This is a genomic window from Pseudomonas onubensis, from assembly GCF_965653655.1.
Taxonomy (GTDB): domain Bacteria; phylum Pseudomonadota; class Gammaproteobacteria; order Pseudomonadales; family Pseudomonadaceae; genus Aquipseudomonas.
This window is the reverse complement of record NZ_CBFHAZ010000056.1, coordinates 12,927-37,212: the sequence shown is the minus strand read 5'-3', so window position 1 is coordinate 37,212 and position 24,286 is coordinate 12,927. Positions and strand designations below refer to the sequence as shown.

Genomic DNA, 24,286 nt, shown 5'->3' with positions numbered 1-24,286 from the left:
TCACGACACCACCTCCCCAACCACCACCCCTTCCAGCCACCACCGCGCCAACCCCAAAACATTCGGCGTCTTAAGCAACGTGAAGTGATTCCCCGCGCCATACCAAACCTGCAACCCACTCCCCTGGCGCCGCCAACCCTCTTCCATCAACCCCTGCTCACGCTGATTACCCGCCGCATCCAACGCCGGATCCTGCGCCAACACCAACCGCACCACCCCGTTGAACCGCTGCGCCGGCCGATACACCGTGCGCAACGCCGCCGCATAAGTACGCGCCGGCCCCGCCATCGCATCCACACTGGCACGCCCCGGCAGCAGCCCCACGCTCACCATCCCCGCATGCAGCCATTGCTGCTGCGCCACCTCATCGCGCCCGGCAAACTCCACCCGGTCAATGCCCAGCGACTTGCCCGCCGACAACTGCATGGCCTCGATCAAGCGCAACAGCGCTGCCGTGGTCGAATACGGCTTGCCCGCACCGCCTGGCGATTCACTGTCGATCACCGTCAACGACGCCACCTCGCGGCCCATCGCCTGCAAGCGCAGCGCCATCTCCAGTGCGACCCAGCCACCAAATGAATGCCCGACCAGATGCACCGGCCCGCGCGGGCACTCCTGCGCCAGCGCCGCCAGGTAACACTGCGCCGCCGCTTCCACCTGGCTATGGGGCACCGCCTCGCCATCCAGCCCGCGCGGCTGCAAGCCGAACAGCGGCCAGTCGCGCCCGAGTGCCTCGCTCAACCCCACAAACCCAGTGACGCTGTCCCCCGCTCCCGGCACACAGAACACCGGCGCATGGCCCGCACGCCCACTCTGAATGCGCAGCAACGGTTGATGCACCGCTTCCCTCACCGGCGCACTCACAGCCAAGGCCTCAGCCATCGCCGCGCCCAAGCCTTGAATATGCGGTGCCTGCATCATGCTCTGGTGATCGCCAGGCACCTCGACCCGACGCAGTTGCCCAGGCGCCAAGGCGGCTTCCCAACCCAGCGATTCACTGCGCCGCGACAGCTCGGTCGGCCGTTCGCGGGCACTGAACAGATGCACCGGCACCGGCAGCGGGAACAGGCTGTAGTGCGCCAGCGCATGCCCGTGGCCGACTTCCCGCTCGATAAAGCTCAAGAGGTCCGCGTCCGTAGCCGCTGCCATTTGCGCGTATAGCAGACCTTGATCGCGACAGCGTTGCAGCAAACCCGCAAAGTCCAGCTGTCCAATGCCCGCCTCAAGCTGCTCAAGGCTCGCCAGTTCATCCACACCTCCCTGTGCTTTCCAATACGCCGTGCACTGCAAAAGCAAATGCCGCTTGAGGGCATCCGGCCCGCTCCAACGTGCCTTGCCTTGGTCGGTCATGCGCGGCACGTAGCTGTCGATCAGACCGAGGAACGCCACCGGTTCATCCAGCCCCAGCAGTTGCATCGCCACTTCATAGGCCAGCACGCCGCCAAACGACCAGCCCGCCACGCGGTAAGGCCCGTGTGGCTGAACCTGACGGATCAGGCCGACCATGCGCGCCGCCAAGCCTTCCATGGTGTTCAGGTGCGGCTCGCCCAGTGCCGCGCCCGGCAGGCCGTAGATCGGATAGTCGCCGGGCAAGTGCTGACCCAGCGCCGGGAAATACACGTCCATGCCGCTGAACTCGTGCACCAGAAACAATGGCGGCTGCGCGCCGCTGCTGCGCACGGTAATCAGCGCGGTGTCGCGCACCGGCTCGCCGGTGCGCTGGCGCAACATCGCCGCCACCGAGGCCACGCTGACGTGCTGGAACAGCTCGGCCAGCGACACCTGCAAGCCCGCTGCTTCCATCAGGTTGACCAATCGAATCGCCAGCAAGGAATGCCCGCCCAGCTCAAAGAAGCTGTCGTGACGCCCCACCTGCTCAAGTTTCAACACCTCCGCCCACAGGCCGGCAAGCGACTGTTCCAGCGCATCGGCCGGGGCCTCGAAGTCACGGCTGAGCAAGGCCTCCAACGCCGGAATTGGCAAGGCTTTGCGATCGATCTTGCCATTGGCCGTCAGCGGCAACTGCGCCAGCGGCACATAGGCCGACGGCAGCATGTAGTCCGGCAACTGGCCGTGCAGGTGCGCACGCACACTGTCGACGTCGCCAGGCTCGCCAGCCCAGGTGAAATACGCCACCAGACGCTTGTCGCCGGGCACATCTTCACGGGCCAGCACCACCACGTCCTGGATACTTGCGAAGGTCGCCAGGCGTGCTTCAATCTCGCCCAACTCGATACGGAAACCGCGGATCTTGACTTGGTCGTCATTACGCCCGATGCACTCCAGCAAGCCGTCCGCCGTCCAGCGGCCGAGGTCGCCGGTGCGGTACATCAAGGCGCCTGGGTTGAACGGGTCGTCGACAAATTTTTCGGCAGTCAGCTCCGGCCGGTTCAAATAGCCCCTGGCCACGCCGTCGCCACCGATGCAGATTTCGCCCGTCACACCCACCGGCAGTGCCTGCAAGTACGCATCCAGCACGTGAATCTGCGTGTTGGAAATCGGTCGACCCACCGGCACGCTGTCAGCATCGTCGGCAATCGCCTGCACCTCGTAAGTGGTGGCGTAGGTGGTGGTTTCCGTCGGCCCGTAGCAATGCACCAGGCGCAAGCCCGGCGCCTGCGCCAGCAGGCTGCGGAACGCCGCCGGGTCGGCACGCTCGCCGCCGCAGAGCAAAATGCGCAAGCCTGCCAGGGCCTCGGGGATCATCTGCACATACTGGTTGAACAGCGCGGTGGTCACGAACAGCACCGTCGCACCGTGCAGTGCCCGGCCGAATGCAGCCGGGTCGAGCAAGGTGCAATGGTCGATCACCTGCACCTGGCCGCCGTTGAGCAGCGCGCCCCACACGTCCATGGTGCTGGCGTCGAACGCCGGGTTGGAGGCAAACACCATGCGGTCGGCGGCGTTGAAGTCGGCGTAACCGTTGTTGAGCACCAGCCGCGTGATGCCGCGATGGGGCACCAATACGCCCTTGGGCGTACCCGTGGAGCCCGAGGTGTACATGATGTACGCCACGCTGTCCGAGGACTGCGACAGGTCGGGGTTGTGGCTCGGTTGCGGGTCAAGGGCGAGGGTGTCCAGGTCCAGGCGCCGCGCCGGGTACTCCAGCGCCGCGTCACTGCGGGTCAACAGCCAGCTCGCGCCGCTGTCCTGCAACATGAAGCCCTGGCGTTCGGTGGGTGCGTTGATGTCCAGCGGCACATAGGCCGCCGCACACTTGAGGATCGCCAATTGGCTGACCAGCAGGTCCAGGGAGCGCGGCAGCAGGATCGCGACGTTATCGGCCGGGCGCACACCCAGGCTCATCAGGTGATGGGCCAAGCGATTGGCGCGGGTGTTGAGTTCGCCGTAGCTCAATACCGCGTCGCAGTGCAACGCAGCCACCGCGTCCGGCCGTGCCTGGGCCTGGGCTTCGAATAGGCGCTGCACCGTGTGCTCACGGGGAAACACGCGGGTGGTGGCATTGAAACCTGCCAGCTGTTGGCGCTCGGCTGCCGGCAGGATGGGCAAGCGACTGATGCCCACATCACTGTGGTGCTCCAGCGCCTCAACCAGTTGCTCTAGGGCAATATTCAGGTAATCACACAAACGCCGGGCGCCCTGCCCCATGGCGGTCAGGCTGAAACCCTCACCAAGGTCATCGACACTCACCGACAGCCCGTAATTGGTCTGTTCCTCGGCACTGAGCAGCTCAATGCCCTGCCAAGCCTGTGCCAGACCACCGCTGTGCGGCGCACTGTGGCGGTAGTTGAATAACACGCTGAACAACGGCGTACCCACTGGCACGCCGCTGCAACGCTGGGCCAAGGCCAGCGGCGCGTGCTCATGGCTGAGCAATTGGCTCAGGCGCGCATGGGTGGCCCGCAGCGCGGTGCGTACCGAGTGTTCACCCAGGTCGACGCGCAGCGGCAAGGTGTTGATAAACACGCCCATGGCCCGCTCCGCACCTTCGCCGCCGTGCAGGCGCCCAAGCATTACGGTGCCGAACACCACCTGTTCGCGGCCACTGACCTTGCCCAGCACCTGCGCCCAGGCCAGGTGCATCAGGCTGGCGGCACTCACGCCTGCCTGGCGGGCCTGGGTGCGCAGGCGCTGACTCAACTGAGGGTCGATGGCCAGATGCGCGTGTTCATCGACGCCCAGGTAGCCGACGTCGGTTGGTTCATCGACTTCACCGAGCATTTCGCGCAAGAAGGTTTCGTGGTCGTCAACGCCCAGGCGGGTCTGGGCCACAGTCTGGGCCACATAGTTTCGATACGGGACGGCCGCGCCCAGCGTGTGCTGGGTGCCGAGCAGGAACGCCTGCATTTCATGCTGCAGGATGTCCAGCGCGATGTGGTCCATCACCAAATGATGGAACAGCAACGTGGCGACCACGCGCTGCGGCTCCTCGGTATAGATCAGCCGCATCAACGGCGCTTGCGAAAGTTCCAGGCGCTGTGGCACGGCACCGGTTTCAATGCTGAGCGAGGCCTCACGCCACACCACTTGCACCGGTTCCTCCAGGCCGTCCCAATGGAAAGAGGAACGCAGGATGTCATGCCGCTGGATCACCGCCTGCAATGCATGGGCAAAGGCGTCCAGGCGCAGACGGTTGTCGAAGGCAAACTGCGCCCGCAACAGGTAGGCATCGCCTTCAAGCACAGCCCGATGGTGATACAGGATGCCGGCCTGCAACGGCGCCAGCGGGTAGATATCCTGCACATTCGCGGCTCCGCCGGGAATGCACGCGACGGTGCGGTCGATGGCGGCCTGGTCCATCTGGATCAAGGGCAACATCGCAGGGGTGATGTGGGTGCAACCTTCGGCAATGCCATTGGCCGGCACCGCCACTTCACGCCCACTGCCCAAAGCCGCCGCCAACGCCGAGAGCGTCGGCTGGCCGAACAGCACCTTCACGTCCGCCGACAAGCCCAGGCGGCGCATGCGCCCCATCAAACTGACGGCCAACAGCGAATGCCCGCCCAGTTCGAAGAAGTTATCGTGACGGCCCACGCGCTCAACATTGAGCAGTTCGGCCCACAGGCTGGCCAAGGCCATTTCGGTATCGCCCTGGGGCGCTTCGTATTCGCGCACCACCACTGAATCCAGGCCCGGCGCCGGCAGCGCCTTGCGGTCGAGCTTGCCATTGGGGCTCAGTGGCAACGCCTGCAGATGCACGAAAATCGCCGGCACCATGAACTCCGGCAGATGCCGCAGCAGATGGCTGCGCAGTGCGTCGATTTCGCTCGGCGTGCCGGTGTAGTAGGCCACCAGCCGCTCTTCACGGGCGACCACGGCGGCTTCGTTAACCTGCGGATGCTCAAGCAGCCGTGCCTGGATTTCACCCAGTTCGATACGCAAACCACGGATCTTCACTTGGTCATCGTTGCGCCCCAGGTACTCGATATTGCCGTCCGGCAAGTAACGCCCGACATCACCGGTGCGGTACATGCGCCCCGGCATGAAAGGGTCGTCAAGGAAACGCTCGGCGGTCAGTTCCGGCCGGTTCAGATACCCGCGCGCGACTTGTACGCCCGCGATAAACAACTCGCCCACCACGCCCAGCGGCACCGGTTGCAATTGGCTGTCGAGCAGGTACATGCGCGTGTTGGCGATGGGTTTGCCGATCGGCGTGTTGTCCGGGGTGACCGGGCCGGCACAGTGCCAGGCAGTGACGTCGACGGCCGCTTCGGTCGGCCCATACAGGTTATGCAGCTCGCTGCCCGGCAGTTGCTGCTTGAAGCGCCGCACCAGGCTGCCCGGCAAGGCTTCGCCGCTGCACATCACCCGCACCAGCCCGGCCGCCTGGCGGATATCGCCATGAGCCAGGAACACATCGAGCATCGACGGCACAAAGTGCAAGGTGGTGATCTGTTCGGCCTCGATCACATCGCACAGGTATTCGGGCTCTTTGTGCCCGCCCGGGCGCGCCATCACCAGGCGCGCGCCGGTAAACAATGGCCAGAAGAATTCCCACACCGACACGTCAAAGCTGAACGGGGTTTTCTGCAGCACCGAATCCTGCGCCGTGAGGCGATATTCGTCCTGCATCCACAGCAAGCGGTTGACCACCCCGGCGTGGTCATTGATCACGCCTTTGGGCTGGCCGGTGGAGCCGGAGGTGTAGATCACATAGGCGCTCACGCCCTGTACCTGCGGGTTGCCTGCGGGCAAGTGCTGCCAGCCTGGCTGGTCCAGATCGACCACCGCCACCTCACCGAGCAAGCCACGGGTCGCACCTTGGGCCAGCACCACCAGCGGCGCACTGTCTTGCAGCATGTACGCCAGACGCTCCTGCGGATAGGCCGGGTCCAGCGGCACATATGCCGCGCCAGCCTTGAGAATCGCATACAGGCCAACGACCATGGAAAGGCCGCGCTCCACGCAGATCGCCACCCGCGAACCCGGCTGTACGCCCAACGCCAGCAGGTGATGGGCCAGCTGGTTAGCCTGGGCATTCAGTTTGGCGTAGGTCAGTTGCTGCTCGCCGGCCTTCACTGCAATCGCGTGCGGCGTGCGCGTTACCTGCGCTTCAAACATCCCGTGCAGGGTTTGGTCGAGGTTGTAGTCCACTGCGGTGGCGTTGAAATCGACCAGCAGGTGCTGACGCTCACGCTCATCCACCAACGGTGCGTGTTCCAGCACCGCCTGGTCGTTATCGACCATGGCCTGCAAGGTGCGGATGAAATAACCGGCATAACGCTGCACGGTCGACTCATCAAACAGCGCCACGGCAAACTCCAGCGCGCCGAGAATGCTGCCCTGCACTTCACCCAGGTTCAGCGACAGGTCGAACTTGGCAAAGTGGCTGTTCTCGACAATGCCTTCCAGGGCCAGGTCACCCAAGGCCAGGGTCGGCGCGCTGCTGTCCTGCCAGCTCAGCAAGGTCTGGAACACTGGGCTATGGGCCAGGCTGCGCACCGGCCGGGTGATTTCCACCACCTGCTCGAACGGCAAGTCCTGGTGCGCCTGGGCCGCCAGCGTCAGCGCCTTGACCCGCGCCAGCAAGGCCTCGGTGCTCAGCTCGCCCGCGGTGTCGATGCGCACCGCCAGGGTGTTGACGAACAGGCCGATCAGCCCTTCCACCTCGCTGCGGGTACGGTTGGCCACCGGCGAGCCGATCACCACATCCGGTTGCCCCGAGAGCCGCGCCAGCAGTGAGGCCCAGGCCGTCATCAAGGTCATGTACAGCGTGGTGCCATGGCGTTGGCTCAAGGCCTTGAGCCCGGCGGTCAGGCGTTCGTCCAGGCGCACTTCGACGCTATTGCCGGCGTAGTCCTGCTGCACAGGGCGTGGGCGGTCGGTGGGCAGCGTGAGCAAGGCCGGCGCACCGGCCAGGGCCTGTTGCCAATAGGTGCTTTGGCGCTGCAACACTTCGCCGCTCAGCCATAAACGCTGCCACACGGCAAAGTCGCCGTACTGGATCGGCAGGCTTGGCAACGGGTCAGGCATGCCGTGGCTGAAGGCTTGATACAGCGCCATCAACTCACGGGTGAGCACGCCCATCGACCAGCCATCGGAAACGATATGGTGCAAGGTCAACAGCAGCACATGGTGATCGTCGGCCATCACCACCAGGCGCCCACGCAGCAACGGGCCGCGTTCCAGGTCGAACGGCGCCGAGGCTTCGCCATGAATCAAGGCATCCAGCGCCTGCTGCGGTTGCGGGTGGCGGCGCAAATCCTGCACTTGCAGGGGCAACATGTCTTCAGCCGCTACGATCAGCACCTGAGCTTGGTCGCCCTGTTGGGCAAAGCGGCTGCGCAAGGTTTCGTGGCGCGCGACGATGCGCGCCAGCGCGCGTTGCAGCGCCTCGACATGCAGCTGGCCACGCAAACGCAGGCCGATGGGAATGTTGTAGGCGGTGTTGGCGCCTTCCATCAGCGCCAGGAACCACAGGCGCTGCTGGGCGAACGACAGCGGCACGTCTTCATCACGATTGGCCGGCAGGATATCCGGCAAGGTGCTGCGCCCCGACTGCGCCAGCACTTCGGCGACCGCCGCCAGTTCGGCATTGGCAAACAAGTCGCCGAGGACCAGTTCCACCCCCAGGCGCTGGCGCACTTGCGACACCATGCGCATCGCCAGCAACGAGTGCCCGCCCAGCTCGAAGAAATGGTCGTGGCGCCCGACACGCTGCACCTGCAGCACATCGGCCCAGATCTGCGCGAGCACGCTTTCGATCTCGCCCTCGGGCGCTGCGTATTCGCGGGTAAACACCGCGGCCATGTCCGGCGCCGGCAACGCCTTGCGGTCGAGCTTGCCGTTGGCGGTGAGTGGCAAGACCTCGAGTTTCACATAGGCGACCGGGACCATGTAGTCCGGCAGATGCGCGACCAGGTGGGCACGGATATCACCCACTGCCAGCGGGTCGAGTTGCGGGTTCTGGGTGAAATAGGCGACCAAGCGGTCCTCACGCACCAGCACCACCGCTTCCTGTATCCCAGGCAGTTGGCCGAGCCGGGTTTCAATCTCACCCAGCTCGATGCGCACGCCACGGATTTTTACCTGATCATCGTTGCGCCCCAAATACTCGATATTGCCATCCGACAACCAGCGCGCCAGGTCGCCGGTGCGGTACATGCGCCCCGGGTTGAACGGGTCTTGCAGGAAGCGCTCGGCGGTCAACTCCGGGCGGTTGAGGTAACCCCGCGCCACGCCCTTGCCGCCCACGTACAGCTCACCGGCCACACCCAATGGCACCGGCCGTTGTTGTTCATCGAGCAGGTACACCGTGGCATTGGCCACCGGTTTGCCGATATGCAACGGCTGGCCCGCCTCGACCTTGCCGGAAGTGGCAACCACCGTGGCTTCGGTGGGGCCATAGTTGTTGATCAGTTCAAACCGCTGTGCCCGCGCAAACTGGCGCAGGCGGTCACCGCCGATGAGCAAGGTGCGTAATGTAGGGTGTTCGATTTGCTGGCTGAACGCGTACTCGGCCACCGGCGTCGGCAAAAAGCACACGTCCAGCGGCTGTGTGCACCACCAGCTCAGCAGCGCGTCGATATCTTCGGCGCCGTCCGTGGCGGGCGGCAAGTGCAAGGTCGCGCCGACACACAGCGCCGGCCACACTTCCCAGGCCATCGCATCAAAACCAAAGCCGGCAACGCTGGCGGTGTGGCGCCCGGCGCACAGGTCAAAGGCGCGGCCATGCCAGCCCACCAGGTTGGCCACCGTGTGGTGTTCGACCATCACGCCTTTGGGCAGGCCGGTGGAGCCGGAGGTATAGATCACATAGGCGAGGTTCGATGGGCTGACGGCGGCTTTCGGATTGCAGGCTGAATGGTGCTGCCAGGTGTAGCGGTCCAGCTGGATCACCGGCACGTCCAGCGCCGGCAAGCGCTCAAGCAATGCCTGTTGGGTCAGCACCGCCACCGGGGCGCTGTCGCTCAGCAGGTAGCTCAGGCGCTCGGCCGGGTGCGACGGGTCGACCGGCACGTAGCAGGCACCGGCCTTGAGGATAGCCAGCAACCCGGCCAGGGTGTCCAGGCCACGGCGCGCGACGATGGCCACGCGGTCATCGGGTTTGACCCCCAACGCCAACAGGTGATGGGCCAGCAGGTTGGCTTGCTGGTTGAGTTCGGCGTAGGTCAGTTGGCGGCCCTGCTGCACGGCGGCGATCGCGTCCGGCGTGAGCGCGGCCTGGGCTTCGACGCGCCCGTGCAAGGTGCTGCCCTGGGGGAAATTGGCCTGGGTGGCGTTGAACTGTTCAAGCAGCAGTTGCTGCTCGGCGGCGGGCAGCACCGACAGCTGATTGAGCGCGGTGTGCGGTGCTTGCTCCAGCGCCGTCACCAGGTTCTCCAGGGCGGTTTGCAGGTAGCTGCACACGCGCTGCGGGTCGACCCGCTGGCTGGCCAGCAGGCTAAGGCCAAAGCCTTCACCCAGGTCATCCACACTCAGGGTCAGCGGGTAGTTGGTGCGTTCTTCGGCGCTGAGCGCGGCGATCCCTTGCCAGGCCGACACGGCTTCGGCGCTGGCGGCCGGGGCGCTGTGGCGATAGTTGAGCAAGGCGCTGAACAGCGGCGTCGGCGCCACCACCCCACTGCAGCGTTGGGCCAGGGCCAGCGGCGCGTGTTCATGGCGCAACAAGGTGGTGAGCCGCGCGTGGGTGGCCTTGACCCCGGCGCGTACGTCCTGGCCGCCCACGTCCACGCGAAACGGCAAGGTGTTGATGAAAATACCCAGCGCCCGATCCGTGTCATGGCTGCCTTGCATGCGGCCCATCAATACGGTGCCGAACACCACCTGCTCTTTACCGGCCAGCACCGCCAACACCTGCGCCCAGCCCATATGGAACAGGCTGGCGGCACTCACGCCCAATTGCCGGGCTTGCGCGCGCAACCGTTGGCTGAGCGCTGCGGGCAAAGGCAGGCTGACTTCGCTGATGCCACGGGCATCGCCCTGCACGTCCTGCAAGCCGTATGGCAAGGTCGGCTCGCTGATGTCGCCGAGCATCTGGCGGAAGAAACCTTCGTGTTCCGGCTCAGTGATACCCAGCCGTGCCTGCGCCACATAATTGCGAAACGGCACGGCCTGGCCAAGCGCCGCGCCCTGCCCCAGCAGGCACGCCTGCATTTCATGGCACACCACTTCGAGGGCGCTGTGGTCGAGGGCCATATGGTGGAACAGCAAGGTTGCGACAATGCGCTGGTTCAGTGGGTCGTCGGCCCGTACCAGGCGCAGCAGCGGCGCCTGGGTCACGTCGAGGCGATAGTGGCGGGCATCGAACAGCCCGTGCAATTGAGCGGCAATATCGCCGTCGGCCGGGTCCAATTGGAGCGCCTGCACCGGCAGGCGTGCCTGGCGCCACACCACTTGCGAGGGTTGCTGCAAACCGTCCCAGACCACCCCGGTGCGCAGGATATCGTGGCGGTCCATCACGCTCTGCAACGCCTGGGCGAAGGCCTCGAAACGCTCCAGGCTGTCGAACGCGAACTGCGACTGCATCACGTACGGATCGCCCTGCTCGGCGCTGACGTGGTGGAACAGAATGCCTTCCTGCAACGGCGCCAGCGGGTAAATGTCCTGAATATTCGCCACACCGCCGTCGACCGTGGCGACGATGCGCTCGATCTCGTCCTGGCTCAACGTCGACAGGCTCAGCATCGCCGGGGTGATGTGCTCGGCACCTGGCGGTATGCCATTGGCCGGCACCTGCACTTCACCGGCCTTGGAGGCCGAGTATTCACCGGCCTTGATCAGTTCGATCAAAGCCGCTTTGTGCTCGCGCAACGCCGCCAGGATCGCCGGATCGCTCAGCGCTTGTTTGTTGCCTTGCACCGACAACTGCTCGCCCTTGAGCGCCAGTTGTACGTCCTTGGTTTTCAGCGTGGTCAATAACTCAAAAATGCTCACAGGACGATCTCCATTCGTTCGGTAATGGCGGCGTAGCCGGCCAGGCTCGGCTGTTCGAACAGCGCCCGAACATCGGCTTCCAGGCCTTCCTGGCGCAGGCGTCCGATCAAGCTCACGGCCAGCAGCGAGTGCCCGCCCAGCTCAAAGAAGTTGTCATGGCGCCCAACGCGCTCCACGTTGAGCAGTTCGGCCCACAGCGCTGCCATGAGGATTTCGGTGTCGCCTTCGGGCGCTGCGTATTCGCGCACACTCAGCGCGTCCATGCCCGGCACCGGCAGCGCCTTGCGGTCGAGCTTGCCGTTGGGGCTCAGGGGCAATGCATCGAGGTGCACAAACACGGCGGGCACCATAAAGTCCGGCAAGTACTGCAACAGGTGGGCGCGCAAGCGGTCGATGTCGGTGTGCGCGCCGGTGTAGTACGCCACCAGACGGTCCTCGCGGGCCACCACGGCGGCCTCTTTGACCTGCGGGTGTTCCAGCAAGCGCGCCTGGATTTCGCCCAGTTCGATGCGCAGGCCACGGATCTTGACCTGGTCATCGTTGCGGCCCAGGTATTCGATATTGCCGTCGGGCAGGTAACGGCCGATGTCGCCCGTGCGGTACATACGCCCGCTGGTGAACGGGTTCTTGAGGAAGCGTTCGGCGGTCAGCTCCGGGCGGTTCAGATACCCGCGCGCCACTTGCACGCCGCCGATAAACAACTCACCCACCACCCCCAACGGCACCGGCTGCAACTGGGCGTCCAGCACGTACATGCGTGTATTGGCAATCGGCTTGCCGATTGGCGTGTTGTCCGGCACGTCGGGGCGCGCGCAGTTCCACGCGGTGACGTCGACCGCCGCTTCCGTCGGGCCGTACAGGTTGTACAGGCCACCCCCCGGCAGTTGCGCTTTGAAGCGCCGCACCAGGCTGCCCGGCAAGGCTTCGCCGCTGCACATCACCCGCACCAGCCCTATGGCCTGGCTGACATCGCCATGGGCCAGGAACACATCGAGCATCGACGGCACGAAGTGCAAGGTGGTGATCTGTTCAGCCTCGATCACCTGGCACAGGTACTCCGGCTCTTTGTGCCCGCCCGGGCGCGCCATCACCAACCGTGCGCCGGTAAACAGCGGCCAGAAGAATTCCCACACCGACACGTCGAAGCTGAACGGGGTTTTCTGCAGCACCGCGTCATGGGCCTTGAGGCCATAGGCGTCCTGCATCCACAGCAAGCGGTTGACCACGCCGGCGTGTTCGTTGATCACGCCTTTGGGCTGGCCGGTGGAGCCGGAGGTGTAGATCACATAGGCCTGATGCCGGGCGGTAAGGCCCGGCACCTGTGGGTTGCTCGCGCTCTGGTGTTGCCAGGTGAGGTGATCCAGGTCCAGCACTGGCACGTCGCCCAACAACTGGCGGGTCGCGCCTTGCGCCAGCACCACCACCGGTGCGCTGTCTTGCAGCATGTAAGCGATGCGTTCGAGGGGATACGCCGGGTCCAGCGGCACATAACCGCCACCGGCCTTGAGGATGGCAAACAGGCCGACCACCATGTCCAGGCCACGCTCGACGCAGATACCCACGCGCGAATCCGGCTGCACGCCGAGTTCGCGCAGGTGATGGGCCAGGCGGTTGGCGCGCTCGTTAAGCGCCCGGTAGGTCAACTGCTGGTCACCGGCCTTGACCGCTACCGCATCCGGCGAGCGTTCGACCTGGGCCTCGAACAGGCCGTGCAAGGTCTGGTCGAGGTTGTAATCGACCTCGGTGGCGTTGAACGCTACCAGCAGTTTCTGGCGTTCCTCGGCGCCCAGGATCGGCAGGCGATTGAGCGCCTGGTGCGGCGCCTGTTCCAAGGCTTCGACCAGCCCGGCCAAGGCGTTCTGCAGGTAACCACACACCCGTTGCGCGTCAATCTGCGCCAGGGCGGTGACATCATAACCATTACCCAAGTCATCCACGTTGAGGGTCACCGGGTAGTTGGTGCGGCCATCGTTGACCAGCGTCTGCATGCCTTCCCAGGCGTGTTGCGCCTCGGCAGAACGCATCGCGGCGCCGCGATGGCGATAGTTGAGCATCGAGCTGAACAACGGCGCCGGGGCCGCCACCCCACTGCACCGCTGGGCCAGGGCCAGGGACGCGTGCTCATGGCCGAGCAACGCGGTGAGCCGTGTGTGGGTGGCCCGCACGGCATCGCGTGCACCTTGTGCGTCGATATCCAGGCGCAGCGGCAAGGTATTGATAAACACCCCAAGCGCGCGGTCGGCGCCCTCGCCGCCTTGCAGACGGCCGACCAGCACGGTGCCGAACACCACGCTGTGACGCCCCGACGTGGCCGCCAGCACCTGGCCCCAGGCCAGGTGGAACAGGCTCGCCGTGCTCACGCCGAGCAAACGTGCCTGGGCCCGCAGGCGGCGGTTGAGGTCGCTGTCCAGGTGCAGGCTGTATTCCTGGATCGCGCTGCCGTCGCCGCGCACGTCCTGCAAGCCGAACGGCAAGGTCGGCTCATCGACATCGGCGAGCATCTCGCGAAAGAACGCTTCGTGCTCCTGCTCACTGACGCCCAATTGCGCCTGGGCCACATAGTTGCGATACGGCATCGGCGCCGCCGTCGGGGCGGCGTGCCCCAACAAGTGCCCTTGCATCTCACGCAGCACCACGTCGAACGCGGTGTGGTCCAGCGCAATATGGTGATAGAGCAACACCACCACCACGCGCTGGTTGGCCGGGTCCTTGGCGTACTTGAGGCAGATCAGCGGCGCCTGGCTGATGTCCAGGCGGTAACGCCGCGCATCAAAACGCTCGTGCAGGCCGGCGAGTACATCACCCTGCAGCTGCAGCTCTTCCAGCGGCAATCGGGCCTGGCGCCACACCACTTGCAGCGGTTGCGCGAGGCCTTCCCAAACGATGCCGGTGCGCAGGATGTCGTGCCGGTTGATCACCTGTTGCAGCGCGTGGGCGAAGGCTTGCAGGCGCTCGAGGCTGTCGAAGGCCAGGTGCGATTGCAGCAGGTACGGGTCGCCCTGTTCGGCGGTGAGGTAGTGGTAAAGAATGCCCTCCTGCAACGGCGCCAGCGGATAAATATCCTGCACGTTGGCCGCGCCGCCGGGGATGCGGCTGACGACTTGATCGAGGGTCGACTGGTCGATATCAACCAAGGGCAGCATGTCCGGCGTGATGCGCAGGCAATCGGCTGCGATCCGGTTGGCCGGCACCTGCACTTCGCGGCCACTGCCCACGGCAGCCGCCAGCGCGGCCAGGGTCGGCTGGCTGAACAGCACGCGCACATCAGCGCTAAGGTTCACTTGACGCATGCGTTCGATCAGGCTCACGGCCAGCAACGAATGGCCGCCGAGTTCGAAGAAATGGTCGTGGCGACCGACTTTCTCCACCTGCAACACCTCGGCCCAAATCTGCGCCAGCGTCGTTTCCACCTCGCCCTGAGGCGCTTCATAAACACGCTTCAACAACGCGCTTTGGTCAGGTTCCGGCAACGCCTTGCGGTCCAGCTTGCCGTTGGCGGTCAAGGGCAACGCGTCGAGCCTCACGTAAGCGGCAGGCACCAGGGCGTCGGGCAGTTGCGCCTGCAATTGTGCGCGCAGGGTTTCGATCGCCAGCGGCTGGTGCTCAGTGAACCAGGCAATCAGGCGCCCTTCGCGCACCAGCACCACCGCTTCAGCCACGCCTTCGAGTGCAGCGAGGCGGCTTTCGATCTCGCCCAGCTCCACGCGCACGCCACGCACCTTGACCTGATCATCATTACGGCCCAGGTATTCGATATTGCCGTCGGGCAACCAGCGCGCCAGGTCGCCGGTACGGTACATGCGCCCTGGGTTGAACGGATCTTGCAGGAAGCGTTCGGCGGTCAGGTCAGCACGGTTCAGGTAACCGCGCGCCACGCCGCTGCCGCCCACATACAGCTCACCGGCCACGCCCACCGGCACCGGGCGCAGCTGTGCATCGAGCAAGTAGGTGCTGGCATTCGCCACCGGCCGGCCGATATGCAGCGCCTGGCCGGCGCGGATACGGCCGGAGGTGGCGACCACCGTGGCCTCGGTCGGCCCGTAGTTGTTGATCAGCGCAAAACGTCGCTCCTGGGTGAATTGGCGCAGGCGGTCGCCGCCAATCAGCAGGAGGCGCAAGGACGGGTGTTGCAGGTGCTGGCTGAAGGCGTATTCGGCCACTGGCGTGGGCAGGAAGCTGACGTCCAGCGGCTGCGCCAGCCACCAGGCCAGCAGTTCGTCGATGTTTTCATTGCCGACGCTGGCAGGTGGCAAATGCAGGGTCGCACCGGCACACAGCGCCGGCCAGACTTCCCAGGCCATGGCGTCGAAGCCAAAACCGGCGACACTGCTGGTGTGGCTACGCGCGTCCAGGCCGAAGGCTTCGCAGTGCCAGTGCACCAGGTTTTCCACGTTACGGTGTTCCACCATCACGCCTTTGGGCTGGCCGGTGGAGCCGGAGGTGTAGATCACGTAGGCCAGGTGCGCCGGGGTCAGCGCTGCGAGCTGGGGATTGCTGACCGCGTGGTGCTGCCAGCTTTCGCCCAGCAGGTCGACTGTGGCGAATGCCCCCAGCAACGCTTGCGTACTGGGCTCGGCCAGCACGGCCACCTGCGCACTGTCCTGCAACAGATAGGCGATGCGCTCGGCAGGGTAAGCCGGGTCGACCGGCACATAACCGGCGCCGGCCTTGAGTATGCCCAACAGCCCGATCAGCATCTGCGGGCCACGGCGGCAGCAGATCGCCACGCGGTCGTCCGGCTGTACGCCGAGCGCGAGCAGGTGATGGGCCAGTTGGTTGGCGCGCTGATTAAGCTGCTGGTAGGTCAGCGACCGTTCGCCCTGCTGCACCGCAATCGCGTGGGGCTGGCGCTCGACCTGGGCTTCGAAGGCACCGTGCAGGGTGTGCCCGACGGGGAAATCCGCAGCCGTTGCGTTGAATTCGCGCAACAGGGTCTCGCGTTCGGCCGACGGCAGTATCGGCAGGCGGTTGAGCGCGGTATCGGCAGCATTTTCCAAGGCCTCCACCAGTTGCTCCACGGCGTTATGCATATAGCCGCACAGGCGCTGGGCGCCGATCTGCGGCAGCGCCAGCACACTGAGGCCAAAGCCTGCGCCAAAATCATCCACGCTCAAGGTCAGCGGGTAGTTGCTGCGCTCTTCACCGCCCAGCAGTTGCACCCCTTCCCAGATGCCGTGACCATCGCGGGCCATTTCGCCGGGGCTGCTGTGGCGAAAATTGAGCAAGGCACTGAACAGCGGCACGCTGGTGGGCACGCCGCTGCAACGCTGGGCCAGCGCCAGCGACGCGTGTTCGTGCCCCAGCAAGGCGCTCAAGCGCGAATGGGTGGCCTTGACCGCCACGGCGGCGCCCGCCGCGACATTCACCCGCAGAGGCAAGGTGTTGATGAACATGCCCAGCGCCCTATCGGCGCCCTCACCCGCTTGCATGCGGCCCATCAATACGGTGCCGAACACCACGTCATCGCGCCCGGACACCAGCCCCAGCACCTGCGCCCAGGCCAGGTGCATCAGGCTCGCCGCACTCACGCCCAACAGGCGCGCCTGCTCACGCACACGCACGGCCAGCGTCGCGTCCAGGTGCTGCTCGGCCTCTTCGATATCGCGGCCATCGCCCTGCACGTCCTGCACGCCAAACGGCAGGGTCGGTTCGTCCACATCGGCGAGCATGGCGCTGAAGAACTGCTCATGCTCGGCCACGCTCACGCCCAGGCGTGCCTGGGCCACGTAGTTGCGAAACGGCGCCGCCACGGGCAGCGCATCCGCCTGGTTGAACAGGAACGCACGCATCTCCTGGCCCACCACTTCCATGGCCGTGTGGTCCAGCGCCAGGTGGTGGAACAGCAGGATCGCCGCCACCCGGTTATTCGCCGGGTCCTGGGCGTAAACCATGCGCAGCAGCGGCGCCTGGGTGATATCCAGGCGGTAGTGACGGGCATCGAAACGTGCGTGCAATTGCTCGATGATGCCGCCCTCGGCCGGGTCCAGGATCACCTCCTGCACACTCAGTAGCGCGTCGCGCCAGACCACTTGCACCGGGCTGTCCAACCCTTCCCAGACCACGCCGGTGCGCAGGATGTCGTGACGCGCTACTACCTGTTGCAGCGCGCCCATAAAGCCGTGCAAACGCTCCAGGCTATCGAACGCCATGCGCGATTGCAGCAGGTACGGGTCGCCCTGTTCGGCGCTGATATGGTGATAAAGAATGCCTTCCTGCAACGGCGCCAGCGGGTAGATCTCCTGCACATTCGCCGCACCGCCGGGCACGTTGGCAACGATGCGTTCGATTGCTGGCTGGTCGAGCTGCACCAGGGTCAGCATCGACGGCGTGATTTGCGTGCAGCCCGGCGCAATGCCATTGGCCGGCACCACAATTTCACGCCCACTGCCGACTGCCGCCGCGAGTGCCGCCAGGCTTGGCTGGCTGAACAGCACGCGCACATCCGCGCTCAGGCCGACCTGGCGCATGCGCTCGATCAGGCTGACCGCCAGCAACGAATGCCCGCCCAACTCGAAAAAATGATCATGGCGCCCGACGCGCTCGAGCTTGAGCACGTCCTGCCAGATCTGCGCCAGCAGGGTTTCCACTTCACCTTCCGGTGCTTCGTAGCCACGGCTGAGCAGCGCACTTTGATCCGGCACCGGCAGGCCCTTGCGGTCCAGCTTGCCGTTGGCCGTCAGTGGCAACAGCTCCAGCCACACATAGGCCGACGGCACCATGTAATCCGGCAACTGGCTTTGCAGATGGGCGCGCAATGCTTCGATTTCCAACGGGATCCGGGCCGTGTAGTACGCCACCAGACGCTTGTCGCCGGGCTCGTCTTCGCGGGCCAGTACCACTGCGTCGCGCACGCCCGGGAAGGCCGCCAGGCAGGTTTCGATTTCGCCGGGCTCGATGCGGAAACCACGGATCTTCACCTGCAAGTCATTGCGCCCCTGGTACAGCAAGGTACCGTCGGCCTGCCAACTGGCGAGGTCGCCGGTGCGGTACAACAAGCCTTCGCCGAACGGGTTGGGGATGAACTTTTCGGCCGTCAGTTGCGGCTGGTTCAAGTAACCCTTGGCCACGCCTGCACCGCCGATGTACAGCTCGCCGACCACACCCAGCGGCAGCGGCTGCTGGCGCGCATCCAGCACATAGGCCTGGGCATTCGCGATGGGCCGGCCGATCGGCACCGCGCCCGCGCCCGGTGTGGTGATTTCAAAGGTGGTCGAGAAGGTAGTGGCTTCGGTCGGCCCGTAGCCGTTCAACAGGTGTTGCGGCTTGCCGTGCTTGAGCACGCGGCCGATCACCAGCGGGTCGAGCACGTCGCCGCCGACGATCAGGTAGCGCAACTGGCGCAGCGCCGGCAGCAATGCGTCGGCGTATTGATGGAACAAGCCCGCCGTCATCCACAACACGCTGACGGCCTGTGCCTGCAACAGCTCGGCAAAAGCGGCCTGGGACAGCAGCACTGCGTGCTCGACCACCACCACGCAACCGCCATTGAGCAACGGCGCCCACACATCGAGGGTGCTGGCGTCGAATGCCGGGTTGGAAGCGAAGGCCACGCGGTCGCGCTCGTTGAAGTCGGCATAGCCGTTGTTGAGCACCAGCCGCGAGACGGCGCGGTGCGGCACTTGCACGCCTTTGGGCGCGCCGGTGGAGCCGGAGGTGTACATGATGTACGCCACTTCGTCCGAAGACTGCGCAAGCTCGGGGTTGCGCGGCGACAGGCTGTCGAGGTTGAGGTCGGCCAGGGTGTTGAGCACATGCCGCGCACCGCTGTCCTGCACCATGAAGGCCTGGCGTTCGAGCGGCGCGTTGATGTCCAGCGGCACATACACCGCCGCGCACTTGAGGATCGCCAGTTGACTGACCAGCAAATCCAGCGAGCGTGGCAATGCAATCGCCACGCTTTCACCCGGTTGCACGCCTTGGTTGATCAGGTGATGGGCCAGGCGGTTGGCGCGGCGGTTGAGGTCGCGGTAGCTCAAGGACAACGCGCCCTGCACCGCCGCCACGGCATCCGGACGGGCCAAGGCCTGGGCCTCGAACAGCTGGTGTACCGTGAGTTGCGAGGGGTAGGCGCGCGCGGTGGCGTTGAACTCGACCAACAGCTGGTGACGCTCGGCCGCCGGCAAAATCGACACCGCCTGCAAGGCGGTGGTCGGCGCTTGTTGCAGCGCGGTCACCAGGTGGCTGAGCGCGGTGAGCATGTAGTCGCCCACGCGCTGCACATCCACGCTGGCCACGCCTTGTACGGTCAGCGCAAAGCCTGTGCCGAGGTCATCGACGTTGAGCACCAACGGGTAGTTGCTGCGCTCCTGGGAACTGAGAATCTCGATACCGTGCGCGGCAAACGGGCTGTCTCCCGGCGCCTCGTCCGGGGCGCTGTGGCGATAGTTGAGCAAGGTACTGAACAGCGGCAATGAACCCGGTACACCACTGCAACGCTGGGCCAGGGACAGCGAAGCGTGCTCGTGCCCAAGCAACTGCGCCAGGCGCGCATGGGTGGCGCGCACGCCGGCCTGCACACTGGTGGCGCCCAGGCTGACGCGCAACGGCAAGGTGTTGATGAACATACCCAGCGCCCGGTCGGCGCCCTCGCCGCCTTGCATGCGCCCCAGCAATACGGTGCCGAACACCACATCCTGCTGGCCGGAGACTTGGGCCAGCACCTGCGCCCAGGCCAGGTGCACCAGGCTGGCGCTGCTGACGCCCAGTTGCCGTGCTTGCTCGCGCAGGCCTTGGCCGAGTGCCGGGGCCAGCGGCAAATGCGCCTCGACAATGCCGCTGCCGTCGCCGTGCACATCCTGCAAACCGAACGCCAGCGTAGGCTCGTCGATATCGCCGAGCATGTCGCTGAAGAAGGCTTCGTGTTGCGCCTGGGTCACGCCCAAACGCGCCTGGGCCACGTAATTGCGGTATTGCACCGCCGGCGGCAGTTGCGCGCTGTGGCCGGCCAGGCTGGCGCTCATCTCCTCCACCAACACCTGCAGAGCGGTGTGGTCGAGCAGGATATGGTGCAGCAGCAGGATGCCTGCGAAGCCATCCCGTTGTTGCGCATAACCGAAATGCATCAGCGACGCGCGGCTCAGATCGAGGCGGAAATGGCGTGGGTCGAAGCGCTGTTGCAGCTGCGCCAGCGCATCATCGGCCGGCACGTCTAGGCGCTCGACCTGCAGCTGCGCCTTGCGCAACACCACTTGCACCGGCTCATCCAGGCCTTCCCACAGAATACCGGTGCGCAGGATATCGTTACGCTCGATCACACTGTGCAAGGCGTGGGTAAACGCGTCCACCGCCATTTGGTCGGCAAAATTGAACTGCACCTGCAACACGTAGGGGTCGCCCTCGGTGGTTGCCAGATGGTGATACAGAATGCCCGCCTGCAACGGCGCCAGGCCGTAGATGTCCTGCACGTTGGCGATGCCACCGGGCACGTGCTTGAGGATATGGTCGATGGCGGCCTGGTCCAGCGCCACCAGCGGCAGCATGTCGGGGCTGATGTGTTCGCTCGTCGCCGTGATCCGATTGGCCGGCACCTGCACTTCCTGCTGCCCGCCCACCGCAGCGGCGAGTGCGCGCAACGTAGGTTGGCCGAACAGCACGCGCACGTCGCAGCTCAACTCCACCTGGCGCATGCGCTCGATCAGCTTGACCGCCAGCAGCGAATGGCCGCCCAGCTCGAAGAAGTTGTCGTCACGGCCGACTTTGTCGAGTTTCAACAGCGACTGCCAGATGCCGGCGAGGGTGCTTTCCACCGCGCCTTGCGGGGCGGCATAGTCGCGCCGCGCGAGGGCGTCGGCATCCGGCGCGGGCAAGGCTTTGCGGTCGAGTTTGCCGTTGGTGGTCAGCGGGAACCGGTCCAGCAGCACGAAGGCGCTGGGCACCATGTATTCGGCCAGGCTCAGCAGCAGATGGTCGCGCAGCTCGGCGGCGCCGAGTTCGCGCTCGGCGATCACGTAGGCCACCAGGCGTTTGTCACCCGGTTCGTCTTCACGGGCGATAACCACCGCGTCGCGCACGCCGTCGGCGCTGGCCAGCGTGGCTTCGATTTCGCCCAGTTCAATGCGGAAACCGCGGATCTTCACCTGGTCATCGTTACGGCCCAGGTAGTCGACACTGCCATCGGCCAGCAGGCGGCCGAGGTCGCCGGTCTTGTACATGCGCAGGCCGGTGGCCGGATCGGCCAGGAAGCGTTCGGCATTCAGCTGATCACGGTTGAGGTAACCGCGCGCCACACCGGCGCCGCCAACGTACAACTCGCCGACCACACCCATGGGTAACGGCTCACGGCGCGCATCCAGCACATACAGCTGCAGGTCGGGAATGCGCACACCAATCGGGCTGACGCCGACCAGCTGCGCATCCGCCGCTTCCAGGGCGCGGTAGGTCACGTGCACGGTGGTTTCGGTGATGCCATACATGTTGACCAATTGAGTGCCGGCGTTGATGGCGCGGGCGTACCACGGTTTGAGCATGCCCGGTTCCAGGGCTTCGCCGCCGAAAATCACCTGGCGCAGTGAATGCGCCTGGGCGCTCTGGGCCGCGATCAACTGGCGAAATGCGCTGGGCGTCTGGTTGAGGATGCTCACACCGGCGTCGCAGATCAGCGCGTAGCACTCATCCGGCGAGCGGCTGACCAGTTGCGGCACGATCAACAACTGGCCGCCGTGCATCAGCGCGCCCCAGATTTCCCAGACCGAGAAGTCGAACGCGAAGGAATGGAACAGCGCCCACACATCGTTGGCGTTAAAGCCAAACCAATGCTCGGTGGCGGTGAACAGCCGCGCCACCTGGCGGTGTTCGATCATCACGCCTTTGGGCAGGCCGGTGGAGCCGGAGGTGTAGATCACATAGGCGAGGTGGGCCGGGCTGAGCGCGACGCGCGGGTTGACGATGGATTCTGCGCGCAGGTTGTTGAGGTCGATGCGGGTCAAATCACCGACCAGATGTTGGGTGTTGGCTTGCACCAACACCGCCAATGGCGCGCTATCGGCCAGGGTAAAGGCGATGCGCTCCAGCGGGTAAGCCGGGTCGATGGGCACATAACCGGCGCCGGCCTTGAGGATGCCGAGCAGGCCGATGATCATTTCCGGGCCACGTTCCACGCAGATCGCCACGCGGTCATCGGCGCGAATGCCCTGGGCCAGCAGGCGGTGGGCGACCTGGTTGGCGCGTTCGTTGAGTTGGCGGTAAGTGATGCGCTGGGTGTCGAAACGCAGGGCGATGGCGTTGGGTTGAGCGGCGGCGTGGGCTTCGACTTGCGCGTGAATCAGGACGGTGTCGCGGTAGTGCGCGGGGCTTTGATTGAGGCGGTGCAGCAGATGGTGACGTTCGGTGTCAGGCAGGATATTCAGGCCGCAGAGCGGCATATCCGGTCGCTGTTCCAGGGCCTCGGCCAGGCTATGCAGGGCTGTGTGCAGGTAACCGGCGACCTGTTGCGCGCCGATGGACGCATCGACCATCACCGTCAGCGCAAAGTCTTCACCCAGGTCGTCGACGTTGACTGTCAGCGGGTAGTTGGTGCGCTCTTCGGCGCCCAGCACCTGGATGCCTTCGGCCACCTCGATCACCGCCGCCATGTCGGTGGCGGCACTGTGACGGTAGTTGAGCATCGCACTGAACAGCGGTGTCGGCGCCGCCACACCGCTGCAACGTTGGGCCAACGCCAGGGATGCATGCTCGTGATTGAGCAAGGTGGTGAGGCGTTCGTGGGTGGCCTTGACCCCGGCGCGCACGCCCTGCTCGCCTACATCCACGCGCAGCGGCAAGGTGTTGATAAACATACCCAGCGCGCGTTCACCGCCATCGCCGGCGCCCATGCGGCCGAGCATCACCGTGCCGAACACCACGGCATCGCGCCCGGACACCACGCCCAGTACGCGTGCCAGGGCCAGGTGCATGATGCTCGCCACGCTGACGCCCAACGGCCGCGCCAGGCTGCGCAGGCGCCGGCTCAGGCTGCTGTCGACGGGCACGCGCACTTCATCGATGCCGTGCCCATCGCCTTGCACATCCTGCAGGCCGAAAGGCAAGGTTGGCGCATCGATATCCGCCAGCATGTCGCGAAAGAACGCCTGATGCGCCTGTTCACTGACGCCATGGCGCACCTGGGCGATATAGCTGCGAAACGCCACCGGCTCAGCAGCCTGGGCTTGCTCACCGGCCAGATACCGTTGGATCTCATGGCGCACCACATCCAGCGCGGTGTGGTCGAGGATGGTGTGGTGGAACAACAGCATCGCCACCACGCGCTGGTTGGCCGGGTCATTGGCGTAAACCAGGCGCAGCAACGGTGCCTGGCCCAGGTCCATGCGGTAGCTGCGGGCGTCATAGCGGGCGAGCAACTGCGCCAGGCGGTCGCCGTCGGTAAAATGCGCTTCTTCGCAGGCCAGGGTTGCCTTGCGCCACACCACTTGCAGCGGTTCGTCCAGACGCTCCCAGGCCATGGAAGTGCGCAGGATGTCATGGCGGTCGATCACCCATTGCAGCGCCTCGGCAAACGCATCGAGGCGCGCGCGGCTGTCGAATACAAACTGCGCGTGCAACACGTAGGGGTCACCCTGCTGCGCCGACAGGTGGTGGTACAGCATGCCTTCCTGCAGCGGCGCCAGCGGGTAGATATCCTGCACATTCGCAGCGCCTCCGGGGATGGCGGCGACAATACGGTCGATGGCGGGCTGGTCGAGTGTGACCAGTGCCAGCATGTCCGGGGTAATGCGGTAGGCCGGGCTGAGCCAGTCACCCCCGTGTTCAGCCACAAAGGCAAGCAGTTGGGGTTTGTGCGCGATCAGTTGATCCCACAGCGCGTCATCCAGGGCTTGGTCATCGCCGAGGATAATCAGGTCGCCTTCCTCCAATTGAAGACGGATCGCATGGGTGGAAATCGCTGCCAATAATTCACTGAACTGCATGGGGTAACCTGCCTGATAAGTCACGGTTGAGGAGAACGTCCGTATTC

2 protein-coding genes are annotated in these 24,286 nt (G+C 65.2%); both read right to left on the bottom strand.

Features of this window, described 5'->3' with window-relative positions:
* Positions 1-11,337 (bottom strand): non-ribosomal peptide synthetase, encoded by an 11,337-nt coding sequence (locus ACTD9P_RS18175; protein ID WP_438868785.1) that lies wholly within the window; start codon positions 11,335-11,337, stop codon positions 1-3.
* A complete protein-coding gene (locus ACTD9P_RS18170) occupies positions 11,334-24,239 on the bottom strand; it encodes a non-ribosomal peptide synthetase (protein ID WP_438868784.1) in 12,906 nt (4,301 codons plus the stop codon). Before ACTD9P_RS18170 ends, ACTD9P_RS18175 begins: the two co-directional genes overlap by 4 nt.
* Between the last annotated feature and the right edge of the window lie 47 nt (positions 24,240-24,286).

Excerpts from the sequence above, each read along its gene's own strand:
- ACTD9P_RS18170 (WP_438868784.1), bottom strand. The coding sequence starts at position 24,239 with ATGCAGTTCAGTGAATTATTGGCAGCGATTTCCACCCATGCGATCCGT.